This is a genomic window from Prevotella scopos JCM 17725 (assembly GCF_018127785.1).
Classification (GTDB): domain Bacteria; phylum Bacteroidota; class Bacteroidia; order Bacteroidales; family Bacteroidaceae; genus Prevotella; species Prevotella scopos.
This window is the reverse complement of record NZ_CP072389.1, coordinates 557932-583030: the sequence shown is the minus strand read 5'-3', so window position 1 is coordinate 583030 and position 25099 is coordinate 557932. Positions and strand designations below refer to the sequence as shown.

18 protein-coding genes and 3 tRNA genes are annotated in these 25099 nt (G+C 38.9%); 9 read left to right on the top strand and 12 right to left on the bottom strand.

Translation table 11 applies throughout. From position 1 onward, the window contains the following. Window positions 1–72: 72 nt before the first annotated feature. The gene (locus tag J4856_RS02165; protein WP_025838601.1) at window positions 73–597 is read left to right on the top strand and encodes a 30S ribosomal protein S16; all 525 of its coding nucleotides are present in this window, start codon (window positions 73–75) and stop codon (window positions 595–597) included. Window positions 598–952: 355 nt separating this feature from the next. Here J4856_RS02165 and hutI read toward each other — a convergent pair whose 3' ends face one another. The 5 genes from hutI to hcp form a co-directional block, all read right to left on the bottom strand. Continuing rightward, window positions 953–2197, bottom strand: a complete 1245-nt coding sequence (gene hutI, locus J4856_RS02160) for an imidazolonepropionase (RefSeq protein ID WP_065368040.1) — start codon at window positions 2195–2197, stop codon at window positions 953–955. A 107-nt stretch (window positions 2198–2304) separates the two neighbouring features. Next, the gene (gene hutH / locus J4856_RS02155) at window positions 2305–3786 is read right to left on the bottom strand and encodes a histidine ammonia-lyase (RefSeq protein WP_025838603.1); all 1482 of its coding nucleotides are present in this window, start codon (window positions 3784–3786) and stop codon (window positions 2305–2307) included. A gap of 33 nt (window positions 3787–3819) precedes the next feature. After that, window positions 3820–5829: a urocanate hydratase gene (hutU, locus tag J4856_RS02150; RefSeq protein WP_025838605.1), complete on the bottom strand. Its 2010-nt coding sequence runs from the start codon at window positions 5827–5829 to the stop codon at window positions 3820–3822. A 249-nt stretch (window positions 5830–6078) separates the two neighbouring features. After that, window positions 6079–7782 carry a glutamate formimidoyltransferase gene (ftcD, locus tag J4856_RS02145; RefSeq protein ID WP_065368039.1) on the bottom strand — a complete coding sequence of 568 codons (1704 nt, stop codon included), beginning with the start codon at window positions 7780–7782 and terminating at the stop codon, window positions 6079–6081. Between the two features lie 978 nt (window positions 7783–8760). Then, window positions 8761–10413: a hydroxylamine reductase gene (gene hcp / locus J4856_RS02140; RefSeq protein WP_025838607.1), complete on the bottom strand. Its 1653-nt coding sequence runs from the start codon at window positions 10411–10413 to the stop codon at window positions 8761–8763. A gap of 379 nt (window positions 10414–10792) precedes the next feature. On the opposite strand from hcp, the gene J4856_RS02135 reads away from it, so the two are divergent. Continuing rightward, entirely contained in the window at window positions 10793–11251 is a 459-nt protein-coding gene (locus J4856_RS02135) for a helix-turn-helix domain-containing protein (protein ID WP_025838609.1), read from the top strand. A 7-nt stretch (window positions 11252–11258) separates the two neighbouring features. Next, window positions 11259–13250 (top strand): dipeptidyl-peptidase 3 family protein, encoded by a 1992-nt coding sequence (locus J4856_RS02130; protein WP_025838610.1) that lies wholly within the window; start codon window positions 11259–11261, stop codon window positions 13248–13250. A 702-nt stretch (window positions 13251–13952) separates the two neighbouring features. Here the strand turns inward: J4856_RS02130 and J4856_RS02125 are convergent. The 5 genes from J4856_RS02125 to J4856_RS13435 form a co-directional block, all read right to left on the bottom strand. After that, a tRNA-Glu gene (locus J4856_RS02125) sits at window positions 13953–14024 on the bottom strand. Window positions 14025–14055: 31 nt separating this feature from the next. Next, window positions 14056–14127: transfer RNA gene (locus J4856_RS02120), tRNA-Glu, on the bottom strand. Window positions 14128–14155: 28 nt separating this feature from the next. After that, window positions 14156–14242: transfer RNA gene (locus J4856_RS02115), tRNA-Ser, on the bottom strand. A gap of 996 nt (window positions 14243–15238) precedes the next feature. Next, entirely contained in the window at window positions 15239–15841 is a 603-nt protein-coding gene (locus J4856_RS02110) for an OmpH/Skp family outer membrane protein (RefSeq protein WP_025839268.1), read from the bottom strand. A gap of 29 nt (window positions 15842–15870) precedes the next feature. Next, entirely contained in the window at window positions 15871–16065 is a 195-nt protein-coding gene (locus J4856_RS13435) for a hypothetical protein (RefSeq protein ID WP_025839270.1), read from the bottom strand. Window positions 16066–16142: 77 nt separating this feature from the next. Here J4856_RS13435 and J4856_RS02105 point away from each other — a divergent pair, with 77 nt between their 5' ends. Then, entirely contained in the window at window positions 16143–17594 is a 1452-nt protein-coding gene (locus J4856_RS02105; protein ID WP_025839271.1) for an aminoacyl-histidine dipeptidase, read from the top strand. 165 nt (window positions 17595–17759) lie between these two features. Further along, a complete protein-coding gene (gene htpG / locus J4856_RS02100) occupies window positions 17760–19814 on the top strand; it encodes a molecular chaperone HtpG (RefSeq protein WP_025839274.1) in 2055 nt (684 codons plus the stop codon). Window positions 19815–20095: 281 nt separating this feature from the next. On the opposite strand, the gene kdsB is transcribed toward htpG, so the two are convergent. Then, window positions 20096–20842 (bottom strand): 3-deoxy-manno-octulosonate cytidylyltransferase, encoded by a 747-nt coding sequence (gene kdsB, locus J4856_RS02095; RefSeq protein ID WP_025839275.1) that lies wholly within the window; start codon window positions 20840–20842, stop codon window positions 20096–20098. Between the two features lie 133 nt (window positions 20843–20975). On the opposite strand from kdsB, the gene J4856_RS02090 reads away from it, so the two are divergent. From J4856_RS02090 to rlmH, 4 genes are all read left to right on the top strand, one after another. Continuing rightward, the gene (locus tag J4856_RS02090) at window positions 20976–21758 is read left to right on the top strand and encodes a Rossmann-like and DUF2520 domain-containing protein (protein ID WP_025839276.1); all 783 of its coding nucleotides are present in this window, start codon (window positions 20976–20978) and stop codon (window positions 21756–21758) included. Between the two features lie 90 nt (window positions 21759–21848). Continuing rightward, a complete protein-coding gene (locus J4856_RS02085) occupies window positions 21849–22367 on the top strand; it encodes a KdsC family phosphatase (protein WP_025839278.1) in 519 nt (172 codons plus the stop codon). A gap of 11 nt (window positions 22368–22378) precedes the next feature. Next, window positions 22379–22942, top strand: coding sequence for a Maf-like protein (locus J4856_RS02080; RefSeq protein ID WP_025839281.1), 564 nt, complete (start codon window positions 22379–22381; stop codon window positions 22940–22942). 1 nt (window position 22943) lies between these two features. Continuing rightward, entirely contained in the window at window positions 22944–23414 is a 471-nt protein-coding gene (rlmH, locus tag J4856_RS02075) for a 23S rRNA (pseudouridine(1915)-N(3))-methyltransferase RlmH (protein WP_025839283.1), read from the top strand. 1034 nt (window positions 23415–24448) lie between these two features. Here the strand turns inward: rlmH and J4856_RS02070 are convergent. Next, the gene (locus J4856_RS02070) at window positions 24449–25093 is read right to left on the bottom strand and encodes an HAD family hydrolase (RefSeq protein WP_025839285.1); all 645 of its coding nucleotides are present in this window, start codon (window positions 25091–25093) and stop codon (window positions 24449–24451) included. Window positions 25094–25099 lie beyond the last annotated feature (6 nt).

The window sequence follows — 25099 nt, the reverse complement described above, 5'->3', positions numbered from 1 at the left end:
GAAGTAATTTTGCAGTTGCTGTCACGAGATGACAGCATTAAATTCAAACCTTTAAAAATTTATTAAAGAATTATGGCAACAAAAATCAGATTGCAGCGCGGTGGTCGTAAGAACTATGCTTTCTACAGCATCGTAATCGCTGACGCTCGTGCACCACGTGATGGTAAGTTTACTGAGAAGATTGGTACTTATAACCCTAACACCAATCCAGCCACAGTAGATTTGAATTTTGATCGTGCTCTTTATTGGGTTGAGACAGGTGCTCAGCCAACAGACACTGCTCGTAACATCCTTAAGGGTGAGGGCGTTTACATGATGAAGCACCTCCGTGGTGGTGTTAAGAAGGGCGCATTCGATGAGGCTGCATGCCAGCAGAAGTTCGATGCTTGGAAACAGGCTAAGGATGCAGCTACAGAGGCTGTTGAGAAGAAGGTAACCGACGCTAAGAAGGCTGCTGCTGCTCATAACCTTGAGGCTGAGAAGAAAGTTAACGAGGCTATTGCTAAGAAGGTTGCAGACAAGAAGGCTGCTGCCGTTGCAGCTCAGGCTGAGGCTCAGGCTGAAGAATCTACTTCAGAGGCTCCAGCAGAGGCATAATCCTCGCTCACTAAAACATAAGTCCATAGGCTCTATTGGGGTTTATGGGCTTTTTGTTTTATAAATTCTTAACTTTTGAAAGTGATATTGACTTCTAATATACAAGGTAAAATTCGCAGATATATTAAAGAGTCAATATTGTCTTACCTGTTAGCAATGACAATAATGACTCTTTCTTTCCCTTTTTCAATTGAGATTTGTAGTTCGAACTATTGGTACTAATGTTCAACAATATTGGTATTAATGCTACGTACCACTCAATCTGATGATAATTACCATTTGTATTGAATATTAATTCCAAGTTAGTATATAACCACATCAATAACAAATGGATATCATCGACTTTGGTAACTGCCTACATGTACTCCTCTCCTTGTAAGAAGACACGTTTTATGATAGGTGTTGTATAAGCGTAAGGGATAAATTCAATAGAAGGGATAGCGTCTGTTATAAAAAAGTTTGCCACTTTTCCGCGTGTGATTGAACCATACTCCTTGCTTAATCCCATGGCACATGCACCATTTAAGGTAGCAGCATTGATAGCTTCCGCAGGCATTAAACGCATCTTGATACAACCAAGAGAAACTATAAACTTCATGTCACCTGATGGCGTTGACCCTGGGTTGTAATCACTCGCTAGAGTAAGCGGTAGTCCTTTATCTATTATCTTTCGTCCTAAGGCAAAAGGTAGGTTGAGGAAGAAAGAGGTGCCTGGGAGCGCAGTTGGCATAGTCTCACTATTCCTTAATATCTCTATCTCTTCTTCAGTCATACTCTCTAAGTGATCTACTGACAGAGCGTTATATGCTACACCAACTTCTACACCTCCTGATGATTCCAATTCGTCAGCATGAATCTTTGGTCGCATACCATATTCTGCGCCAGCTTTAAGAATGCGTGCAGTTTCTTCAGGAGTAAAGAAGCCTGTATCACAGAAGACATCAATGAATTCTGCCAAATTCTCATTACCCACAGCTGGTATCATCTCGTTGATGATCAAATCAACATATTCACTTTGTCTGCCTTTGTATTCCCTTGATACAGCGTGAGCACCGAGGAAGGTTGAAACAACTTTCAAACGGGTTGTCTCTTTGATGCGTCGGATAACGCGAAGCATTTTCAATTCATCTTCTGTGTTAAGACCATAGCCACTCTTTATTTCTACACAGCCTGTTCCTTTCCTAATCACTTCGTCAACACGTTTCATGGCTTGCTGATAGAGTTCGTCTTCGCTCAGTTCATGAAGGCGATCAGCCGAGTTAAGGATACCACCACCACGCTTTGCAATTTCCGCATAGCTAAGTCCACGGATTTTGTCAACAAACTCTTGCTCTCGACTACCAGCAAAGACAATGTGGGTATGGGAGTCGCACCATGATGGGAGAATGGTTCCACCTTCGGCATCAATAATTTCATCGTTATCATAAGCTGACGAATAGCTACTCATCTTACCATAATCGGCAAATCGTCCATCTTCTATGACAAGATAAGCATCTGACAGTGTGTTTAATTCTGCCATCTCTTTACCTTTAAGATATAACTTTCCGTCGTGGTCTATACCAGCTAGTAAGCCGATGTTTTTTATTATTAGTCTTTTCATTTCAATGTTTTTCTAATCTATGAAAGTGTGAGAAAGTGGGAAATTCAAACAAAAAGAGGGTATATCAAAATTGTTATCAATCTAAATATACCCTCTATATTACTTTTTTATTTACGCAAGAATTCAACAGACTTGGCGATATGTGGTGCCATAAACTCATCTGTGTCGATAAAAGGAACACACTCACGATAAGACTGATGTATGCTTTCTATCATTGGAGAAGACTTCAATGGGCGACGGAACTCAAGTGCTTGTGCTGCATTGAAAAGTTCAATGGCAAGTACACGCTCTGTGTTCAATACTACCTGATAAAGTTTTGTTGCAGCATTAGCACCCATGCTAACGTGATCTTCCTGTCCTTGTGAGGATGGAATACTATCAACTGATGCTGGTGTACAATAAGTCTTACTCTGACTAACAATAGATGCAGCTGTATATTGTGGAATCATAAAGCCACTATTCACTCCAGGTTTCGCTACAAGGAAACTTGGTAGGTTGCGGGTTCCAGACACCAGTTTATAGATACGACGCTCAGAGATATTGCTTAGCTCACAGAGTGCAATAGCAAGGAAGTCCATTGGCTGTGCGATAGGCTCTCCGTGGAAGTTACCTGCTGAGATGACAAGGTCTTCGTCAGGACATACCGTTGGATTATCCGTAGCTGCGTTCACTTCAATATCTATAACAGACTTAACATAAGTAATTGTATCCTTTGAAGCCCCATGTACCTGTGGCATACAGCGGAAAGAATAAGGGTCTTGCACGTTGACCTTAGGTTGTTTGATAAGCTCACTTCCTTCCAATAACTCTCGTATTCGTGCTGCAGTATCAATCTGCCCTTTGTGAGGACGAACAGCGTGAACAGCATGTGTGAAAGGTTCAATTCGTCCGTCGTAAGCTTCTAGTGACATCGTACCAATAATGTCAGCCCATTCGCTCAATCGCTCGCTCTGCAAGAGTGCCCATACCGCAAAAGCATTCATATTCTGTGTACCATTGAGAAGTGCAAGTCCTTCCTTTGATACGAGTTCAATAGCATCCCAGTTCATTTTCTTTAGGATGTCTGCACCAGAGAAGATTTCTCCTTTATATTCAACTTCTCCCATACCGAGAATTGGCAGAGAAAGATGAGCCAGAGGGACGAGGTCACCTGATGCACCTAATGAACCTTGCATATATACAATAGGATAAATATCGTTGTTGAAGAAATCAATGAGTCGTTCAATGGTCTTCAACTGGCAAGCAGAATAGCCATAGCTGAGCGACTGTATCTTGAGCAGTAACATTATCTTTACTATCTCATTAGGGACACGGTCACCAATACCACAAGCATGTGACATCACCAGATTCTTCTGTAACTGTGATAGGCTATCCTTATCAATTGAAATTTTACATAGAGAACCAAAGCCTGTTGTTACACCATAAATTGGTGTCTCTGACTCTTTAATTTTATTATCGAGATACTCTCTGCAGCGGATAATACGTTTACGAGCATCTTCAGAAAGTTCAAGCTTTGTGCCGTTCTTGATAATCTCACCAATCTGTTCAATAGCAAGATGTTCAGCACTGATTTGATGAATTTTATTCATAGTTTTTTGGATTAGTATAATAGACTTAAAGGATTAAAAAGCTGTATTAATAATGTCATCATCGACGAAGTTAGGGAGCGTCACATTCAGTCCTGGAGTACGTTCCATCTCTCTTCGAATGGCATCTATAGAGCCTGTGTTGCGTGCCCAACTGCGACGTGCAATACCATTATTGACATCCCAAAGCAGCATCTGACGGATGTGGCGATCGGAATCTTCGCTACCATCAATCACCATGCCGAAGCCACCATTGATAACTTCTCCCCAGCCAACACCGCCTCCATTGTGGATAGATACCCATGTTGCACCACGGAAAGAGTCGCCGATAACATTCTGTACAGCCATGTCAGCGCAGAACTGTGAGCCATCATATATATTAGAAGTCTCACGGAAAGGAGAGTCAGTTCCCGACACATCATGGTGATCACGTCCTAAAACGATAGGTCGAGAGATTTCTCCCCTACGTATTGCTTCATTGAAAGCCAAGGCAATCTTGGTGCGTCCTTCCGAGTCAGCATAAAGGATACGAGCCTGAGAACCAACAACTAAATGGTTCTTTCCTGCTTCTTTTATCCAATGAATGTTATCGTCAAGTTGACCGATAATATCTGGAGTTGCCGTCTTGCGTATTTCCTCTAATACCTCTGTTGCAATGCGATCAGATGTTTCTAAGTCCTTTGGATTACCTGAAGAACAAACCCAACGGAATGGTCCAAAGCCATAATCGAAAAACATTGGTCCCATAATATCTTGTACATAAGAAGGATAACGGAACTTGCCATCAGTCTTCATGATGTCCGCTCCCGCACGACTTGACTCTAAAAGGAAAGCATTACCATAGTCGAAGAAGTACATACCTTTCGCTGTCAGCTTGTTAATAGCTGCCACCTGACGACGTAAAGACTCCTGAACTTTCTCCTTAAACAACGCTGGTTCCTCTGCCATCATACGTTTAGATTCTTCTAATGACACACCTACAGGGTAATAACCACCTGCCCATGGATTGTGGAGGGAGGCCTGATCACTTCCTAAGTCAACGTGTATGTCTTCTGCTGCTAAGCGTTCCCAAAGGTCAACAACATTACCAACATAAGCCATAGAGACAGTTTGTTTCTCTTCAACAGCCTTCAATGCTGCAGGAATTAGTTCGTCAAGCGAAGTATGTAGTTCGTCAACCCAACCTTGGTCATAACGCTTCTGTGCTGCCAATGGGTTGATTTCTGCTGTAATACTTACTACCCCAGCTATGTTACCAGCCTTAGGTTGAGCACCAGACATACCTCCTAAGCCAGAAGTAACGAAGAGCATACCTTTGATACTGGTTTCTCCAGCTTTCAATCGTTTACGTGCTGCATTCAGAACGGTGATAGTTGTGCCATGAACGATACCCTGTGGACCGATATACATATAGGAACCAGCGGTCATCTGTCCATACTGACTTACACCCAAGGCATTATCTCGTTCCCAATCATCAGGCTTAGAATAGTTTGGTATTACCATACCATTTGTTACCACTACACGAGGAGCATTCTTATGAGAAGGGAAGAGTCCGAGCGGATGACCAGAATACATCACCAAGGTTTGTTCGTCTGTCATCTCGCTCAAATACTTCATCACCAATCGATATTGTGCCCAATTCTGGAATACGGCACCATTACCACCGTATGTAATCAGCTCATGCGGATGTTGTGCAACAGCCTTGTCAAGGTTGTTCTGAATCATCATCATGATTGCTGCCGCCTGTTTTGAATTATGCGGATATTCGTCGATAGGGCGCGCATACATCTCATAAGCAGGGCGGAAACGGTACATGTATATACGACCATATTGCTTTAATTCTTCTGCAAACTCTGGTGCTAATGTAGCATGAAACTTCTTTGGGAAATAACGAAGGGCATTGCGCAGCGCCAATTTCTTCTCTTCTTGTGTGAGAATATCCTTACGCTTTGGTGCGTGATTGATAGAAGGGTCGTATGCTTGTGGATCAGGTAGCGTGTCAGCTATACCTGTGCAAATGTCTTTTACAAATTCTTCTTTTGTCATAGTTACGTAGTAGATCTATTTGGGTTGTAGTTATTTGAATAGGTTACGAAAGTGAAGGGTAATAGCGAAAGCCTATAACAGACTAAGCTATCACTATATATCATTATGTTATTGTAGTTTTTTAGTTGGGCAGGCATAGTACACCTGCCCTTTTAATGATATATTATTCACCTTACTAAAGGTAGCTGGAGCGTAGTATATGTCTATTATATATAAGGTGTAAGAGACCTTATAATATAATAAGACACCTTACAGTTTAGCCTCAACTATCTTCATTATCTCTGCCTCAGCTTCATTAGCTTGAGCAATCAACTTGTTTGCCTCGGCAACTAAATGTTCTGCTTTTTCTTTGTCTTTCAAGCCAGAAGCGTTAATCTTCACGTTCAAACCTGCACCAAGTACAGCAGCACGAGCTGCCAATACACCAACACCAGCGTCTGAAACACTGTTAGGATTACCTTCTTCTGCCATAGCACGGCAAAGTTCAAATACTTTGTATGAAGCCTTCATTGTATGCAATGGAACTTCTGTTGCAAAGAGTGTTGCTTCTTGTATTGCTGCAGAGCGTGCTGCCTTTTCCTCGTCAGTACCCTTAGGAAGACCAAAGGCAGACATGATTCGGTTAAAAGCTTCTGTGTCTTCATCAACGAGTATCATTAGTTCAGCTTGTATTGCCTGACCCTTTTCTGCCCAATTACTAAACTCTTCCCAGCGTGCATCCCATCCTGCCTTATGGCTGGAGAGGTTGGCTACCATTGTACCTAAAGCAGCACCTAAAGCTCCCATATAAGCAGAGATAGTACCACCTCCAGGTGCTGGAGATTCACGTGAAGTTTCATTGGCAAACTCTTTGACAGTCAAATCAATGAGTTTTGGAGTCTTATCGGCATCTTCCAACAGATATTCAATCACCTTTTCACGTGGATTAAATGGTTTCAAGTCGTCTAAGCCCATTGACATAATGGCAATCTTGATGATGTCTTCTTCTGGAATACCTGTTGAACGTTGCTGCTTCTTTAGGAAATAAGTTCCAGCTTCAAGGAGTGTTCGTTTAGGAATAAGACCTACTATTTCAGTACCAGTCACGCGTATTCCTCGGTTCTGTGCACAGCGACAAACCTCATCAAAGGCAATGTGGAGGGGTGTGATATTAATGTCAGTTATATTCATTGACACCTGTGCTATTCCATATTCATCAATGAACCAGCCAATAGCCTTTGTAGCTTTCAACGTACCGGGTTGCATAATGATTTCGCCCTTTTCGTCCTTCATTGGCTTACCCACAGGTGAACCACCTTCACGCATCGGACGCCCTTTCTCTCTTACATCAAATGCTATTGCATTAGCACGACGTGTAGAGGTTGTGTTCAGGTTGAAGTTTGTTGCAATCAAGAAGTCACGTGCACCGACTGCTGTACAGCCTGTTCGTGCTAACTGCTCATCCCATTCACGTGCTCCATAGTCAGGTGCCTCTGCTGCTTCTGACATACGCTGTGGAAGTCCTTCATACTCTCCCTTACGGCAAATGGCAAGATTCTTACGTTCTGGAGTCTTGGCTGCAGCTTCATAACAGTAGCAAGGAATCTGTAGTTCGTTAGCAATACGCTCAGCCAACTGGCGTGCCAATACGGCACATTCCTCTAAGGTGATACCAGCAACAGGGATAAGCGGACAAACATCCGTTGCACCCATACGAGGGTGAGCACCATGATGCTGTCGCATGTCAATAAGTTGCGCAGCCTTCTTAACACAACGGAAAGCAGCCTCTACAACTACTGATGGTTCGCCAACGAAGGTAACAACCGTGCGATTGGTCGCTTCTCCTGGGTCAACATCTAATAATTTAACGCCTTTAACACGTTCAACTTCATCAGTAATCTGCTTGATTACATCTTTGTTACGTCCTTCACTAAAATTAGGAACACACTCGATGATTTGTTTTTCTCGTACCATATATATATTAAATATAGATTTAAACAATTATGTGTTTAGGTTTTCGAGCGTAAAAATACAAATAAGTTTTTGTAATTCAAAACTTTTACTGCAAAACTATTGTAAGAATCAATATATACTAACTTTTGACATTAATCCTGATGGTCGTTGTATGATTATTAATTAATAATTATAACCGTTTTTCTCTGAATTGTTTCTCTTAGTTTGTTACAGTTTATCAAATAAGTTTTATGTATTTTTGTTACCCTATATACAATGAGCAACAAGAAAAGATGTCTTGCTATAGAGAAACAATGATATCCTTTATTTTGAAATAAGTCATTAACTTCATCTCATGGAGAGAGGAGAGCGTATAATCGAAAATACTAACCTACAAAATATAAAAAAACATTACAATTAATTATTGCCTAAACATAAAAATCTCTTCAAAATTGGCTTTTTTAACCTCTTTGTAATTTGCTTTTTGTCAATAAGTTATAAAGGCACTTCTAAAAGAGCGTTAACAAGGGCCTTGAAGGGCGTTAACAAGACTCTAAAAGGGCACCTTTTAGAAGCCTGTATGACATCTTTTTAAAGCTTAAAGAACATCTTTGAATTTTTAGAGTTTGAATTTATTTTACATAAATAGATAAATACTAGAAGCAGATGAGTAAATGAGAATCTTACCGAATTAAAATATTAGAATGTCCTTCTATAAAATAAGGTGTACTATGAAATATGGAATTCAGGCTAGTAAGTAAACTGTGTCAGGATGTTCTCCCATGAAGTACAGTCATTCTCATTATATATGAAATTCATGGTGATTCATTCCTGAATCACATTGTATGCGCATTGTCCATTCTGTACTTAAACTATATGGAATTATCCATTTGTATGAGTGATCATCTTAATATTCAAGTTCTTTTCATTCCTATAGCAATAAACATAAAAAGCCCACTCAAAAAAGAGTGAGCCTTTAGTTTTAAATTTGTGATTAATTTATCCAACCATGTTTTTGAGATCTTCTTCAACAGTTGTAATACCACCAAGACCGAAGTTCTCTACCAATACGTTTAGAACGTTTGGTGAAACGAAAGCTGGTAATGTTGGTCCAATGTGGATATTCTTAATACCAAGGTAGAGTAGGGCTAACAGAACAATAACTGCCTTCTGCTCATACCATGCAATGTTAAACTCAATAGGAAGGTCATTGATATCATTAGCACCAAAGATTTCTTTCAACTTCAATGCTACAACAGCCCATGAATAAGAGTCGTTACATTGTCCTGCATCCAATACACGTGGAATGCCATTAATGTCACCAAGGTTTAACTTGTTATATTTAAACTTAGCACAACCACTAGTCAAAATAACGGTATCTTTTGGTAACTTAGCAGCAAACTCTGTGTAATAGTCACGGCTCTTCATACGACCATCGCAACCACTCATTACAACAAACTTACGGATAGCTCCACTCTTAACAGCCTCAATAACCTGATCAGCCAAAGCGAATACCTGTGCATGTGCAAAACCACCGATAATCTCACCCTGCTCGATAGCTGTTGGTGCCTTACAAGTCTTAGCAATCTCAATAACTTGAGAGAAATCTTTGCGACCATTCTCATCAGCTACAATATGCTTCCAGCCTGGGAAACCAGTTGCGTTTGTTGTGAACACACGATCCTTGTAACTTGCCTTTGGTGAAGGAGGAACAATACAGTTAGTTGTGAAGACGATTGGTCCATTGAATGTTTCAAACTCTTCCTTCTGCTTCCACCATGCGTTACCATAGTTTCCAACAAGATGTTTGTATTTCTTCAACTGTGGGTAATAGTGTGCAGGAAGCATCTCACCATGAGTGTAAACATCTACTCCAGTACCCTCAGTCTGCTCAAGAAGTTGCTCAATATCCTTTAAGTCGTGACCTGAGATAAGAATACCAGGACGGCTACCCGTACCTATATTTACCTTGGTAAGTTCTGGATTACCATAAGCCTGTGTGTTTGCCTTGTCGAGTAATGCCATTGCATCTACACCGAATTTACCTGTTTCCATTACTGTTGCCAAAAGTGTGTCCATGTCAGCTTCTGGGTTGGAAACAATAGCAAGTGCTTTTTCGATGAAGGCAATAATTTCTTCGTTACGCTCATTAAGGCGTGATGCATGCTCGTAGTAAGCAGCCATACCTTTCAAGCCCAATATTGTTAACTCCTTCAATGAGCGGAGATCTTCATTCTCTGTGCGGAGAACTCCTTCACGATTACCTTCTGCCTCGTAGTCAGCTTTCTCACCACCCCAAGTTACTTCCTGATAGTTAGGCAATTCTACATTGTTCTTCTTAGCAAGTTCAATCAACTCACGCTTAATGCGGAGACCATTGTCCACCTTATTTAATATAGCCTGATCGTCAAAGTTAGCATTGGTGATCGTTGCGAAAAGTGCATCAACGATATAATCACCAACCTCTTGACTTGTTTTTACACCAGCATTACGAAGTGAATCTGAAATTGTTGCAACACCTCTTGTTACTGCGAGTAACAAATCTTGCCAGCGACTAGTTTCTGCTTTTTTACCGCAGACACCTTGGATTGTGCATCCAGTACCCTTTGCTGTTTCCTGACATTGGAAACAAAACATCTTGTTTTCTGTCATCTTTCTTAGTTCTATTTAATATTCCTATAATGTTTTATGTGGTGCAAAATTATAGATAAAAAAAAGCCACATTGGTAACATTTGTGACGGATAAAAGTTAAAAAATAATAAATATAAGTAAGCGTGATTTATAATAAATGGGGACGATTCAATGTAAAGAAGAGTTTAGATTATAAAAATCGGAAACGCTTTGTATAAAAAGATGTTAAGAAGTTGGTTGTAAACATTTCGTACATGTATCTACTGGATTGTAATAAAATATTTATGAATTTTAATAACTAATAGATATTAAAAAAGTTGCCATAAACTTGACATTCTTAATTAATTATGTTATATTTGCAGTGTAATAACAAAATAGGTAACTAAAAATACACGGATTATGGCTAAGTACAATTTAACTGAAAAAAAAGAGAAGGTAGCCGCCTATCGTAGTCTGGTCAGTCCGCAATTAATGGATGAATTAAAGGAAAAGATCCTTAATATCATTCTAATTCAGCAACGTTACAAAGACAAGAATTACTCTGCTAAGCAACTTGCTGAGGACTTAGGAACAAATACGCGCTACATCTCAGCTGTAGTTAATGTGCGATTCCACATGAACTACACATCATTTGTCAATAAATTCCGAATAGAGGAGGCAATGGCACTTTTGGTTGATAAGCGTTATCAAGAACTGAATATGGAAGATATCAGTGATATGGTGGGCTTCTCCAATAGGCAGTCTTTCTATGCTTCTTTCTATAAATTAAATGGTGTCACACCACGTGATTATAGAATGCGTCACATGGCGCAACCCTCTTCAGAAGAAGTGCGTTTGAAAAAACCACTTAAGAAATGAGTAAAATATGATAGAATCAAAAGGAGAAGAAAAATTTAATTTTCAGGATGAACGGTTCGCTGATATTCAAATGCTTCGTTATCAGCTTTCTGGTTTCGAAGCATTAACAACTCGGCAAAAGCAACTAATTTATTGTCTGTCAGAGGCTACTTTGTTTGGTCGTGATATCACATTTGACCAATTTGGTAAGTATAACCTCCGAATAAGAAAGATGTTAGAGGCTGTCTATTTGAACTATAAAGGTGATCGGGAAGATAACAACTTTCGTGCTTTAGAAGAATATCTGAAGCACGTTTGGTTTGCTAATGGTATTTATCATCACTATGCTTGTGATAAGTTTTCACCTTCATTCACTGAAGATTTCTTTAATAAAGAGGTCTTATCGATTGATTCTAAGTATCTTCCTCTAAGAGAAGGGGAGACAGTTTCTTCTTTACTCAACGAACTTTGTCCTGTAATCTTTGATCCAACTATTCTGCCAAAGAGAGTAGATAAGGCTGATGGAAAAGATATTGTTCGCTCTTCTGCATGTAATTATTACGATGGAGTATCTCAGAATGACGTTGAAGAATTCTATGCAAGATTGAAGAAAGAAGGACCAAAAGACGAAGCACCATCTTATGGTTTGAATTCAACTCTTGTCAAAGAAGGAAAGTCCATTCGTGAAGATGTATGGAAAGTAGATGGCAAATATGGTTCTGCGATTACAAAGATTATATACTGGTTAATGCGAGCAAAAGACTATGTAGAAAACGAACAGCAACTCAAAGTAATTAACCTGCTTATTCGCTATTATGAAACAGGTGATTTACATGATTTTGATGTTTATTCTATTGAGTGGTTACGTGAACAAGAAGGTAGAATAGATTTCATTAATGGTTTTATTGAAGTCTATGGTGACCCAATGGGATTGAAAGGTTCTTGGGAAGGCATAGTTGAATATAAGGATCTTGAAGCCACTCATCGTACACAGGCAATATCTGATAACGCACAATGGTTTGAAGATCATTCTCCTGTTAATCCTATTTTTCGCAAAAAGGTTGTGAAAGGTGTTACCGCTAATGTTATTTGTGCAGCAATGTTAGGCGGTGATGAATATCCATCTTCAGCTATTGGAATTAATTTACCAAATGCTGATTGGATTCGTGCTGAATATGGTTCAAAGAGTGTAACAATATCTAATCTTACTCATGCCTATGATATGGCAGCCAGGGGTAATGGGTTTCGTGAGGAGTTTGTCATTGATTCTGACATGCGTAAGTTGATGGATTTGTATGCTGACAAAACGGATAATCTACATACAGACTTGCACGAATGTTTAGGCCATGGTAGTGGACGATTATTGCCAGGAACAGATCCTGATGCACTGAAAAACTATGGTAATACGATAGAAGAGGCACGTGCTGACCTCTTTGGCTTATACTATATAGCCGACCAAAAGCTTTTAGATTTAGGACTTTTGGATAGTAATGAGGCCTATAAAGCACAATATTATGGCTATATGATGAACGGTTTGCTGACTCAGCAGGTTCGTATTAAACCTGGAAAGCAAATAGAAGAATCACATATGCAGAATCGTGCACTTATCGCACAATGGGCAATGGAGTTAGGTAAGGATAATAATGTTGTAGAACTTATTTCTTGCGAAGACAAAGCGAACAATGAATCAAAAACTTTCGTTCGTATCAATGATTATGTTGCCTTACGTCATATCTTTGCTAAACAACTTGCTGAGATACAGCGTATCAAGAGCGAAGGTGACTTTGAGGCTGCACGAATGTTAGTTGAGAAATATGCTATCAATCTTGATCCTACTCTTCACACAGAGGTTCTCCGTAGATACGAACGATTGAATATAGCGCCTTATAAAGGGTTTATTAACCCTGTGCTTACCCCCGTATATAACAAACAAGGCGAGTTGATTGATATTAATGTTGATTACTCGGAAACTTATACAGAACAGATGCTTCGTTACTCTCGTGAGTATCAGACGCTTTAAACTTAGGAATGTTCTTTCGCATCCAAGAATCTTTGCCGTAGGTTAATTACTATGGTATGTGATTTTGTTTGAAATAAGCGTGGGGTAGAAATCCCAACTTTTTCCAACTGAAGAGGTCTTAGTTGGAAAAAGTTTGGGAAATAGACACACAAAAAGCTAATGATGAAAGCCCCTCGAAAATTTTGAAATAATAAGTATTCCCAAAGAAGAAAGATTACTACATAAAACAACAAAAAGTTTTATTTCAATTTGCTGTCACTTTTAACATTTCCTGTATCTTTCTGTAATATAATCAGTTAAGCACCTACTATAAATGACAGGAGTGACAGCAAATTAAGTTTATGACGTTATCCGGAAAAACGAAATCGGCTGATGATGTTATAGACTTCATCTCCTCCATGATATCAAGTGATGAAAGTAAGTTTACTCTATCACTTGAAACATAGAGAAAGGAATGTACTGAGTTAAACGCTCATCATAGAGGTGTCGATGACAATAAGAGCTACAGAACTGTAGCATGCAAATTACTGTTACCACCTAACATCCTTCACCCAATCTCATTTTATACTCCTTGCCCCTATTTTCCCCTGAATTTCCCTGCGAGCCTAGTAAACATTATCACCCAACATTAAAAATGAAAAAGGTATAGTACGAGATTCTATAAAACGATAAAAGTTCAGCTATAAAGCTGAACTTTTTTTGTAGTCGATAGGGGAATCGAACCCCTATGCCAAGATTGAGAATCTTGTATCCTAACCGTTAGATGAATCGACCAGAATGTTTTTCCCATTAAGAGTTTGTTTTGTAGTCGATAGGGGAATCGAACCCCTATGCCAAGATTGAGAATCTTGTATCCTAACCGTTAGATGAATCGACCAAAATACATTTGAGGGAATGAGATAAAGCGGAAGGAGGGGGATTCGAACCCCCGGTACGCGAATGCGCACGGCAGTTTAGCAAACTGCTGGTTTCAGCCACTCACCCATCCTTCCAAGATGACCTATAACCGAATTACCAAGCATTATCTCAAATGCGAGTGCAAAGATAGTACTTTATTTTCATACCTCAAAATTTTTCGTTGTCTTTTTCCTTTATTCTATAAAAAATACATTAATCGTAAGATGTAAGTTCCGAAATTTGGGTTTACATCCGTCATGAATATAAAATAGAATCAAAATACATGTAATTGATTTTAATGAAAATAAATGCATATCTCAAATGTTATAAAGACTTTTGCAAAAAATATATGCACAGATTAGATTCATTAAATTAAAAATTACGTTATCAGCCAGTACAATTGGTCTTAACCAAGAATAGATTTTGAAAACTATTATAGAAATGTTAAAGAAAGAACGATATATCATAAACGAAAACCGATTGCAAATAATTGGCTTTATCGAATGGTGGAAGCGCATATAACATAGCCCTACGGAGTTTTGCTAATGATTTAAAGACGATAACGTTCATTTCTACTAAGCCGGCACATTCAAAAGGTATTTTTTGGGAGCAGGATAAGAGTTCTGCTAATTAATTAGTGCAATCCGATAAAGCATAACGATGGTATTCGTTCATGTAAAAAATCTATAGGAGCAGGAGCCACTTGGTCATAACTTCTTTTCGTCTTGTTCTATTCGAATTCTAATAAGATTATGAGTTGTAATTCCATAAATATTCAACAGCATTTGTGTTTACCCTCCGCACCACTTGTGTTGGGCGTCCGCACCATTAGTGTTGGGCGTCCGCACCACATGTGCGGATGATTCTCATATTTTTAAAAGGTGAGGTTTTAGACTAATTAAAATTATGATACACTTCAGTAAAGATACAAAAAAACATAATTAAGGGATATGTGTCTTTCAAATGGAATTATATTATGATTGATTGAATGAATATCACTATTAATGTAAATATCCTATAAAAATAAAACCAGCCGTATATTACGACTGGTTTTATTTTGTTTATTTGATAAGTAACTATTGTTTCACGAATTACTTCTTCATACCCTTGTAAGCCTGATTCATACCCTTTACAACATCATCGGTGATGTTATATGCTGGATCAGCATAAAGGATGTTGTCACCACTCTTAGCAAGAATGATACTGTACTTCTTATCCTTATTATATTCTTTCAGGTAGTTATGTACGCTATCAGAAAGAGCCTTATTATACTTAGCAACCTCGTTCTGATATTCTGCACCAAGGCGCTGCTGTAAAACTTCAGCATCCTGTGCTTGTTTCTGAATGCTTGCCTGAATCTGTTGTGCCTGTGCCTGTGTGTATTTGTTAGCTTGAACATTCTGCTGGAAGTTTGCAGCAGCAGCCTGAATAGCCTTCTGCTTGCCAGCAAGTGTACGCTGAATATTAGCTTCCTTAGCCTTTATGAGCTTAGTAACGTCCTTCCAATACGTATATTGACTCATGATTGAGTCGATTTCTACATAAGCAACTTTCTGACTACTTGTAGTTGGAGCAGCTGTAGATGTTTCAGCCTTGTTTGCTGTTGTATCATTCTTCGCTGGCTGATTGTTACATGCAACAAAAGCAAATGCTACCATTGAAAGCACTGCCATTCTGCTAAATGATTTCTTCATTTCTATTCTGATTTAATTAATTACTCTTTCTAATAAGCTTTATTTGACATTCGGGCTTCTTTGTCCTGCTCGATAACACAATGGATTCCTTTCTCTTTGAGATAAGCATTATCCGATATATGTTGCGACTGGAATTCTCCGCCTTTCTTGAATAACACACGCACTCCGAGGAGCAACATGGCTATAGCAATTATTAACAATGTTAACAATAAAGTTACAAACATTTTCTATATCTTTGCATTTATATTGACCGCAAAGGTAATATAAAACGGCAACATTACAAAAAAAAATATTATTAAAAATGGCAAATGTAGAATTAAAACCTGCTTGTGTCTTTGAGCAGTTCGCTAAAATCAATCAAATACCACGCCCATCTAAGCATGAAGAGCAGATGATTAGTTATTTACAGGAGTTTGCTAAAGAGCGCAACCTTGATGTAAAGGTTGATAAGGTTGGCAATGTCCTAATTTCTAAACCTGCTACTAAGGGCATGGAGAATGTGCCAACGGTTGTTCTTCAGAGTCACATGGACATGGTATGTGACAAACTTGTTGATATAGATTTTGATTTTAATAAGGATGCTATTCAGACCTATATTGATGGTGAATGGCTTCATGCAAAGGGTACAACACTCGGTGCCGATGATGGTATCGGTATGGCTTATGAGTTGGCTATCCTCGATTCTAATGACATTGAGCACGGACCAATCGAATGCCTCTTTACACGTGATGAAGAGACTGGCTTGACAGGTGCTTTCGGTCTCGAAGCTGGTTTCATGACAGGAAACTATCTTATCAACCTCGATTCAGAAGATGAAGGTCAAATCTTTGTAAGTTGTGCAGGTGGTAATAGTACGACAGCAGTATTCAACTTTGAGCGTGAGAATGCACCAGAAGGCTATTTCTTTATGGAAGCAAGTATGAAGGGTCTTGTTGGTGGTCACTCTGGTGATGACATCAATAAGAAGCGTGCCAATGCTATCAAACTCCTTGCACGCTTCCTCTATGTTGAACAGGCAAAGATGGACCTTCGTTTAAGCTACTGGAATTCAGGTAAGATGCACAACGCTATCCCACGTGATGGTAAGGTACTCTTCGCCGTTCCTTCAGCTAATAAAGAGACCGTTAAGGCAGATTGGAATATCTTTAGCACAGAGGTTGCAGACGAGTTCCATGTTACTGACACAGCTATGGTATGGAATCTTGAGAGTGCAGATGCTGCACCTGTTATGCCAAAACAGATTTCACATAACGTTATCCTTGCTTTGCAGGCACTCGACAATGGTCCATTGACCAACTGCCAGGATGAAGCCTTGGCTTATATGGTTGAAACTTCAAGTAATGTTGCAAGCATACAGACAGAGGAGAATAAGTTAACAGTTGTCTCTTCACAGCGTTCAAACGTAATGAGTAACTTAGAAAACATGACCAATACTGTTCGTGCATGTTTCGAGTTGGCTGGTGCTGAGATTGTTGTTGATGACAGCTATCCTGCATGGAAGATGAATCCAAATTCAGAGTTAGTACATGTAGCAGTTGAGGAGTATAAGAAGATCTTCGGCAAGGAACCACTCGTTCTTGGTATCCATGCTGGTCTTGAGTGCGGTCTTTTCTCTGAGAAGTATCCACATTTAGATATGATTAGTTTCGGCCCAACACTTCGTTATGTTCACACACCTGACGAATGTCTTCTCATTCCAACAGTTCAAATGGTATGGGATCATCTGCTTGCTATTCTTAAAAACATCAAGTAACAAACAATATCCATAAGCTAATTAAACGCCATCTTGTTCTTTTGAATAGGATGGCGTTTTTAATTCTATTACTTCGTAGTTGAAAAGTTACTTGTGTTTACTTATCATGGCACGGAGTTTGTTATATACCCTGCAAAAATAAAAGTATAAACAAATTATATTGCTATGCAAAAAGGAAATATTGGGGTTACAACAGAGAACATTTTCCCCGTTATCAAAAAGTTCTTATATTCTGATCATGACATCTTCTTGCGTGAAATGGTATCAAACGCAGTTGATGCAACGCAGAAACTGAAAACGCTTTCTGTAATAGGCGAGTTTAAAGGCGAGTTAGGCGATTTAAGTGTCCGTGTTAACTTGGATGAGAAAGCAGGGACATTGACTATCAGCGACCATGGTATTGGTATGACTGCTGAGGAGATAGAGAAGTATATCAACCAGATTGCATTCTCTGGTGTCAACGACTTCCTCGAGAAGTATCAAGACAAAGCTGAAGCTATTATTGGTCACTTCGGTCTTGGTTTCTATTCTGCCTTTATGGTAGCCAAGAAAGTTGAGATTATAACAAAGAGTTACAAAGAAGGTAGCCAGGCCGTGAAATGGAGCTGTGATGGTAGCCCAGAATATACGCTTGAAGATACTGACAAGACAAAACGCGGTAGTGATATCGTTCTTTATATCGATGATGACTGCAAGGAGTTCCTTCAGAAATCAAAGATTGAAGAGCTGCTGAATAAGTATTGTAAGTTCATGGCTGTTCCTATCGTCTTTGGTAAGAAGACAGAGTGGAAAGACGGCAAGATGGTCGATACAGATGAAGATAATGTAATCAATAGTATTGATCCATTGTGGGTTAAGGCACCATCTACATTGAAAGGTGAGGATTACAAGAGCTTCTATCGTACACTCTTCCCAATGAATGAGGAACCATTATTCTGGATTCATCTAAATGTTGATTATCCATTCAACCTCACGGGTATTCTCTATTTCCCACGTGTGAAGAACAACATCGAACTACAGCGTAATAAGATTCAACTCTATTGCAACCAGGTATTCGTGACCGATCAGGTTGAGGGGATTGTACCAGAGTTCCTTACTTTGCTTCATGGTGTCATAGACTCTCCAGATATTCCTCTGAACGTGAGCCGTAGTTACTTGCAGAGTGATTCTAACGTGAAGAAGATATCAACCTATATTTCTAAGAAGGTAGCTGATCGTCTGCAAAGTATCTTTAAGGAAAATCGTAAAGAGTTTGAAGAGAAGTGGGACGACTTGAAGCTTTTCATTAATTATGGAATGCTCTCAGATTCTGATTTCTATGAGCGTGCAAAAGACTTCGCTCTTTTCAAGGATACTGATGGAAAGTACTTTACCTTTGAGGAGTATAAGACACTCGTAAAGGACAACCAGACTGACAAGGATGGCTTCCTCGTTAATCTTTATACGAATAACAAAGAGGAACAATATAGCTATATTGAGGCAGCAAAGCAGAAGGGTTATAGTGTTATTGACGCAAGTGGACAGTTGGATGTGCCATTGCTTTCAATGCTTGAACAGAAGCAGGAGAAAACACGCTATGTACGTGTTGACTCTGATATCGTTGATCGTATTATTCAGAAGGAGGATACTCCTAAAAATAAATTGACATCTGATGAGACTGACAATTTGTCAGAGGCTTTCCGTTCACAGATTCCTCATATTGAAAAAGCAGACTTCACGATTGATGTGCAGTCACTCGGAGAGGCTTTCCAGCCTGTTCTTGTAACACAGAACGAGTATATGCGTCGTATGAAGGAGATGAGTCAGTATCAGCAGGGTATGGGGTTCTATGGACAGTTACCTGATTCATATAATCTCGTTCTTAATGCTGACCACCCATTAGTTAAGAAGGTACTAGATGATGTCACTGCTAATACAGCCGAGGAGTTGAAGCCAGTAGCTAGCGAACTTAAGGGGCAAGAGGCTCGTCTTGCTGCTTTGCATCAGGCCCAGGACAAGAAGAAGGCTGAGGAACTGACGCAGGAGGAGAAAGACGATATGCAGAACACGCAGAAGACTGTTTCTGAACTTCAGAATAAGAAGAAGGCTATTGTTGCAGAATACGCTAAGGGTAATGACATCGTTCATCAGCTCATTGACTTGGCATTACTGCAAAATGGTATGCTTCAGGGAGCTGCACTTGACAAATTCCTTAAGCGTTCTATCAGCTTGATAAAATAAAGGCTAAGTATATTTGTTTATGAGTAGGGTTCCTACTCATAGACAAATCTTATAAAGAAAGGTTCTTCCGTTAATTATATATATGCTCTAGAGTATATAGTATTAACGGGAGAACCTTTTTTTTTATGTTCGAAGATTAAAACCAAAACTTTAGACAAGTCGGTTTAATGTGTAAATACCATCTTGGAAGCACACATAAAAATGCCGGTAGCATTCAATCGAAATTATTGAATACATGTATTTGGCTTTAATCTTGTGTATATCATTTATGCTCTTAATGTTTATCCTTGCAAGTGGGATAACTTTACTTCAGCGCGTTGAAGATCTTCTGGCGTGTCAATACCGATTGTTTCAACATCCGTCAGACCTACTTTTATCTTATATCCATTCTGTAACCAACGGAGCTGTTCAAGACTTTCAGCCAATTCAAGTGGGGATTGTGGAAGATGACTTACCTCACGAAGAACTTCTGTACGATAAGCATAAAGTCCGATGTGCTTTAAGAAAGGGAAATGTGTATGCCATTCATTGCTTTCCTTACCACGAACATAAGGGATAACCGAACGAGAGAAATAAAGTGCGTAGCCATCCTTGTCGAGCACTATTTTAGGCGAATTAGGATTCTCTACCGCTTGCATCGATTCAAAAGGTTTACCCAGTGTTGCAATCTGTGTGCGAGGATCATCGAAACATTGCATAACTGTCTGAAGTTGACTTTTTTGTATGAAAGGCTCATCACCTTGTATGTTGATCACAACATCATAGTCACCTCCAATCTTGTCAAGAGCCTCACATATTCTGTCAGTACCACTTTTATGATCACTTCGCGTCATCACAGCCTTACCCCCGAATGCTTCTACTGCATAGTAGATACGCTGATCATCTGTGGCAACAAAAACATCTTCCATTGCACCACGTACTTGTCTGTAAACATGTTCTATTACGGCTTTTCCTCCAAGTAATGCTAAAGGCTTACCTGGGAAGCGTGAAGAACTATAGCGAGCGGGGATGATTCCAATAAATTTCATAAGTTTGTTTATCTGTTTAATAAAGTTACTTTCAATAGACTGAGTGCATCTGTTGGCGCAAAAGTAGTAAATCTTTATTAAAAAGGCGATGAGTTCAGGACATATTTCCTTTAAAAGTATTAAATTTGTTGGCATGATGAAAGTTACATTGATTGGGGCTGGTAATCTCGCTACACAGTTAGGCAAGTCGCTTAAGAAGGTTGGTGTTATTATCAGTCAGGTATATAGCCGTACTGAAGCATCGGCAAAATCATTGGGCGAACTACTTGATACGGAATGGTTAACTGATATCGCTAAACTTCATGATGAGGCTGATATTTATATCTTCTCTGTGAAGGATAGTGTTCTTTGTGAATTAATATCTGAAGTTTGTAAGGGTAGGGGAGATAAACTTTTCCTCCATACAGCAGGCTCTATGCCAATGAGTTGTTTCGAAGGAAAGACAAAACATTACGGCGTGTTTTATCCAATGCAGACCTTTTCTAAAACGAAAGATGTGAATTTTGAAAACATACCCGTGTTTATCGAAAGTAACTCAATAGAGACTGAAGATGCAATTAGACGTCTTGCCTATAAAATCTCTAAGCGTGTGATAACGCTGTCTTCAGCTGAAAGAAAATATCTGCATTTATCTGCTGTTTGGGCTTGTAATTTCACAAATTACTGTTATTCCGTGGCATCTGATCTACTTACTCAGCATGGAATTCCATTTGATGTTATGTTGCCACTGATTGATGAGACAACCGATAAGATTCACAAGATTAGTCCCAAAGAAGCACAGACTGGGCCAGCAGTACGTGGCGATAGAAACGTGATGAATCAACAATTGAAGTTGATGGAGGATAGGGAAGATTTACAGGGGCTTTATCAAATGCTTTCTAAGGGTATTAACCCACACATTGAGACCCTTGATTAAAAAGATAAATAATCTGACTATACGCTCAAACAAAACATTGTAATAAGTTAATATAAAAGAGTTTACATTCTTTATTAGAAGTTCATATTTATGATAAACTACGATTTAAAAAAGATAAAGGCTATTGTTTTTGATGTTGATGGTGTACTGTCTGCTTCAACCATTCAGATGGATGAAAAGGGCGATCCACTTCGTACGATTAATATCAAAGATGGTTATGCTATCCAGTTAGCTGTTAAACATGGTTTACAGCTTGCTATTATGACTGGTGGACATAATGAGAATATTCGTTCACGCTACGAATATCTCGGTGTTAAGGATGTTTACATCAGCTGTTCAATGAAGAAGCGCACCTGGGAGGAGTTCCTTCAGAAATACGATTTGAAGGAGGACGAAATTATCTATGTAGGTGATGACATTCCTGATTATGAAGTGATGAAACGTGCTGGCTGTCCTTGTTGTCCTAAAGATGCTTGTGTTGAAATCAAAGAAATATCAACTTATATCAGTGATTGTAAGGGTGGACATGGTGTTGCACGTGATATTCTAGAGCAGGTGATGAAGGCGCAAGGGAAATGGGTGTTGAATGAGAAGGCCTTTGGCTGGTAAAATTTTATATAATGAAACATATTATACTTGCAAGTAATTCACCACGAAGACGTGAACTTTTAGCAGGCTTGGGCTTAGATTTTGAGGTAAAGGTATTGCCTAACATTGATGAGTCTTACCCTAAGAACCTGTCTGTCAATGAGGTAGCTGGCTTCATCGCGTGTAAAAAGGCAGCTCCCTATCGTGCGTTGATAGGGGAGGACGACCTTGTCATTACGGCTGATACAGTGGTGATTGTTGGCGATGAGGTGCTTGGAAAACCAAAAGATATTGACGATGCACGTCGTATGCTTAGGCTTATAAGTGGGAGGATACATCAGGTAACAACGGGTGTTTGCTTGTTGACTATAAATAAAGAGCGTTCTTTTTCTGTCACAACTGATGTGACGTTCAAGCAGCTTTCTGATGATGAAATCGACTATTACATTGAACATTACAAACCTTTTGATAAAGCTGGTTCCTATGGTATTCAAGAATGGATTGGTTATGTTGGCGTAACATCTATCAATGGAAGCTACTTTAATGTCATGGGATTGCCTGTTCAAAGATTGTGGGAAGAGATAAAGAAATTATAATATGAAGACTATTCTTATCCTTGTTGGGAAAACGCAGAATAAGATTTTTAAGGTTGGTATAGATGATTACGTCAGCCGTATCGAGCATTACATGCCTTTTAGTATTACGACAATTCCAGAATTAAAAAATACGAAAAGTCTTTCAGAAGAACAACAGAAACAAAAAGAAGGTGAACTGATTTTGAAAGAAATACAGCCTTCAGATACGGTTGTGTTGTTGGATGAACATGGTTCAGAATTTCGTTCAATAGAATATGCTAATTGGATGAAACAAAAACAAAATACATCTCGACGACTTGTTTTTGTCATTGGGGGACCATATGGTTTCTCATCAAATGTATATGCTAGAGCCAATGAAAAGATTTCATTGTCACGTATGACATTTTCTCATCAGATGGTTAGACTTATCTTTACAGAACAACTTTATCGTGCTTGTACAATTATAAAAGGTGAACCATATCATCATGAATAACTTTACCATTTAAATTTCTGTTCATCGTTTCAGTAATCTTTAATGGTTCTATAACGAATCGTGTGGGTTGTGTATTGATATTCCACCGGTTTGGTGCGGACGCTTAGCACATGTGGTGCGGATGCTTAGCACCAATGGTGCGGATGGTATGCACCACATGTGCGGAGGATTAATACCATTGCTGTATATGGAAGGGTAGGAATTTAATGTGAGTTAAACGTATTAAAACGAAGGTCAATTTGGAGTTGTGTTTAGTTGGAGGCTATACTTTCTGACAATATTTTAGGCTCTATGACGAATTACCCACACGATTCATTATAGAGCCTCTTTAATTGCATAGAATACTTTATACGCATTACGCGGTGGCATGATTTGAGTAAAACAATAATCAGATAACGCTAATAAAAATCTCATTATTTATTCGTTACTAATCAATTTTGTTATTACTAATAATAATCTTTTTTCGTTTTTACTATTGTCAATGTAAAGTATTTTTACACATCATAAAATTAGTATATGCTCTATGAGCTTCAAGAAGACGCCCAATCGGCTTGTAAAAGATGCCCTTTTAAGGTCTTACTAAGGCCCTTTGAGCCCCTTACTAAGGCCCCTTTAGAACTATCTATATAATCACCTGATTTCCTGTTGGTTACAAATCCGGTTTTTTACGAAGTTTTAGGCTGTTTTTATCGTCTTTTATCTAGAATTATGTAAAGTTATTTCAAAACACTTGCTGTATCATCCAACGTTAATAAGAAAGGGGAAGTATTCTTTGATTTACATATATAAAGTATTATAATTGTAAAGACCATGTTAAGCTTAAATTTCTCATACCACCTTTTGTTACTACAAACATCGTATAGCTTAAATCCGAACAATTATTGTGTTTATAACTTTTAGTATAATGGTAGTTATGATAAATAGACTTAAAAAGTACTATTATCTCACGACCTTTTAATATACAGAGAAAAAGAAAATTGCCATCTATGAAGACCTAACAATCTTATAGATGGCAAAGAAGAATATTCCAATGTCTAATCACTCAGAATTTCGGAAGGCTTATCAACAAATATCTTACCACCATGTTTTATCAAGAATTCTTTATCACGAAATCCCCAAAGCACACTGATACATGGTAGTTCGCAGTTTTTGGCCGTCATTATGTCAACATCACTATCACCAATATATACAGCACCAGCCTTAGAAGCATTCAATTGCTTAAGCGCTTCAAGCACGGTATCAGGTGCAGGTTTCTTTCTGATATTGTCGCGTTCGCCGATAGCTATTTCAATGGTATCTGGAAAGAAATATTTTGCAAGTTCTTGTGTAGCAGCATAGAACTTGTTACTTACAATAGCCAGTTTCTTGCCACGACCTTTTAATTCACGTAATAACTCTGGAATACCATCGTATGGACGGGTTGTATCAAGGTTATGTTCCATATAATGTTCACGGAATTTGGCATATGTTTCTTCAAACTTAGGATTATTTATTCCATCAGGGATGGCTCTTTCCATGAGCAATTTAACACCATTTCCCACAAACATACGTATCTCTTCCACACTCCGTTCAGGCATACCTGCCCAACGAAGAGCATAGTTAGTACTGGCTGCTAAGTCGTTCAACGTACTGAGCAATGTTCCGTCTAAATCAAATATATAAGTTTCAAAGTCTTTCATTATCCT

What these genes read in the sequence shown, in the direction of transcription:
- J4856_RS02165 (WP_025838601.1), top strand. Translation starts at nt 73, where the DNA reads ATGGCAACAAAAATCAGATTGCAGCGCGGTGGTCGTAAGAACTATGCT.
- hutI (WP_065368040.1), bottom strand. Translation starts at nt 2,197, where the DNA reads ATGAAAAGACTAATAATAAAAAACATCGGCTTACTAGCTGGTATAGAC.
- hutH (WP_025838603.1), bottom strand. Translation starts at nt 3,786, where the DNA reads ATGAATAAAATTCATCAAATCAGTGCTGAACATCTTGCTATTGAACAG.
- hutU (WP_025838605.1), bottom strand. Translation starts at nt 5,829, where the DNA reads ATGACAAAAGAAGAATTTGTAAAAGACATTTGCACAGGTATAGCTGAC.
- ftcD (WP_065368039.1), bottom strand. Translation starts at nt 7,782, where the DNA reads ATGGTACGAGAAAAACAAATCATCGAGTGTGTTCCTAATTTTAGTGAA.
- hcp (WP_025838607.1), bottom strand. Translation starts at nt 10,413, where the DNA reads ATGACAGAAAACAAGATGTTTTGTTTCCAATGTCAGGAAACAGCAAAG.
- J4856_RS02135 (WP_025838609.1), top strand. Translation starts at nt 10,793, where the DNA reads ATGGCTAAGTACAATTTAACTGAAAAAAAAGAGAAGGTAGCCGCCTAT.
- J4856_RS02130 (WP_025838610.1), top strand. Translation starts at nt 11,259, where the DNA reads ATGATAGAATCAAAAGGAGAAGAAAAATTTAATTTTCAGGATGAACGG.
- J4856_RS02110 (WP_025839268.1), bottom strand. Translation starts at nt 15,841, where the DNA reads ATGAAGAAATCATTTAGCAGAATGGCAGTGCTTTCAATGGTAGCATTT.
- J4856_RS13435 (WP_025839270.1), bottom strand. Translation starts at nt 16,065, where the DNA reads ATGTTTGTAACTTTATTGTTAACATTGTTAATAATTGCTATAGCCATG.
- J4856_RS02105 (WP_025839271.1), top strand. Translation starts at nt 16,143, where the DNA reads ATGGCAAATGTAGAATTAAAACCTGCTTGTGTCTTTGAGCAGTTCGCT.
- htpG (WP_025839274.1), top strand. Translation starts at nt 17,760, where the DNA reads ATGCAAAAAGGAAATATTGGGGTTACAACAGAGAACATTTTCCCCGTT.
- kdsB (WP_025839275.1), bottom strand. Translation starts at nt 20,842, where the DNA reads ATGAAATTTATTGGAATCATCCCCGCTCGCTATAGTTCTTCACGCTTC.
- J4856_RS02090 (WP_025839276.1), top strand. Translation starts at nt 20,976, where the DNA reads ATGATGAAAGTTACATTGATTGGGGCTGGTAATCTCGCTACACAGTTA.
- J4856_RS02085 (WP_025839278.1), top strand. Translation starts at nt 21,849, where the DNA reads ATGATAAACTACGATTTAAAAAAGATAAAGGCTATTGTTTTTGATGTT.
- J4856_RS02080 (WP_025839281.1), top strand. Translation starts at nt 22,379, where the DNA reads ATGAAACATATTATACTTGCAAGTAATTCACCACGAAGACGTGAACTT.
- rlmH (WP_025839283.1), top strand. Translation starts at nt 22,944, where the DNA reads ATGAAGACTATTCTTATCCTTGTTGGGAAAACGCAGAATAAGATTTTT.
- J4856_RS02070 (WP_025839285.1), bottom strand. Translation starts at nt 25,093, where the DNA reads ATGAAAGACTTTGAAACTTATATATTTGATTTAGACGGAACATTGCTC.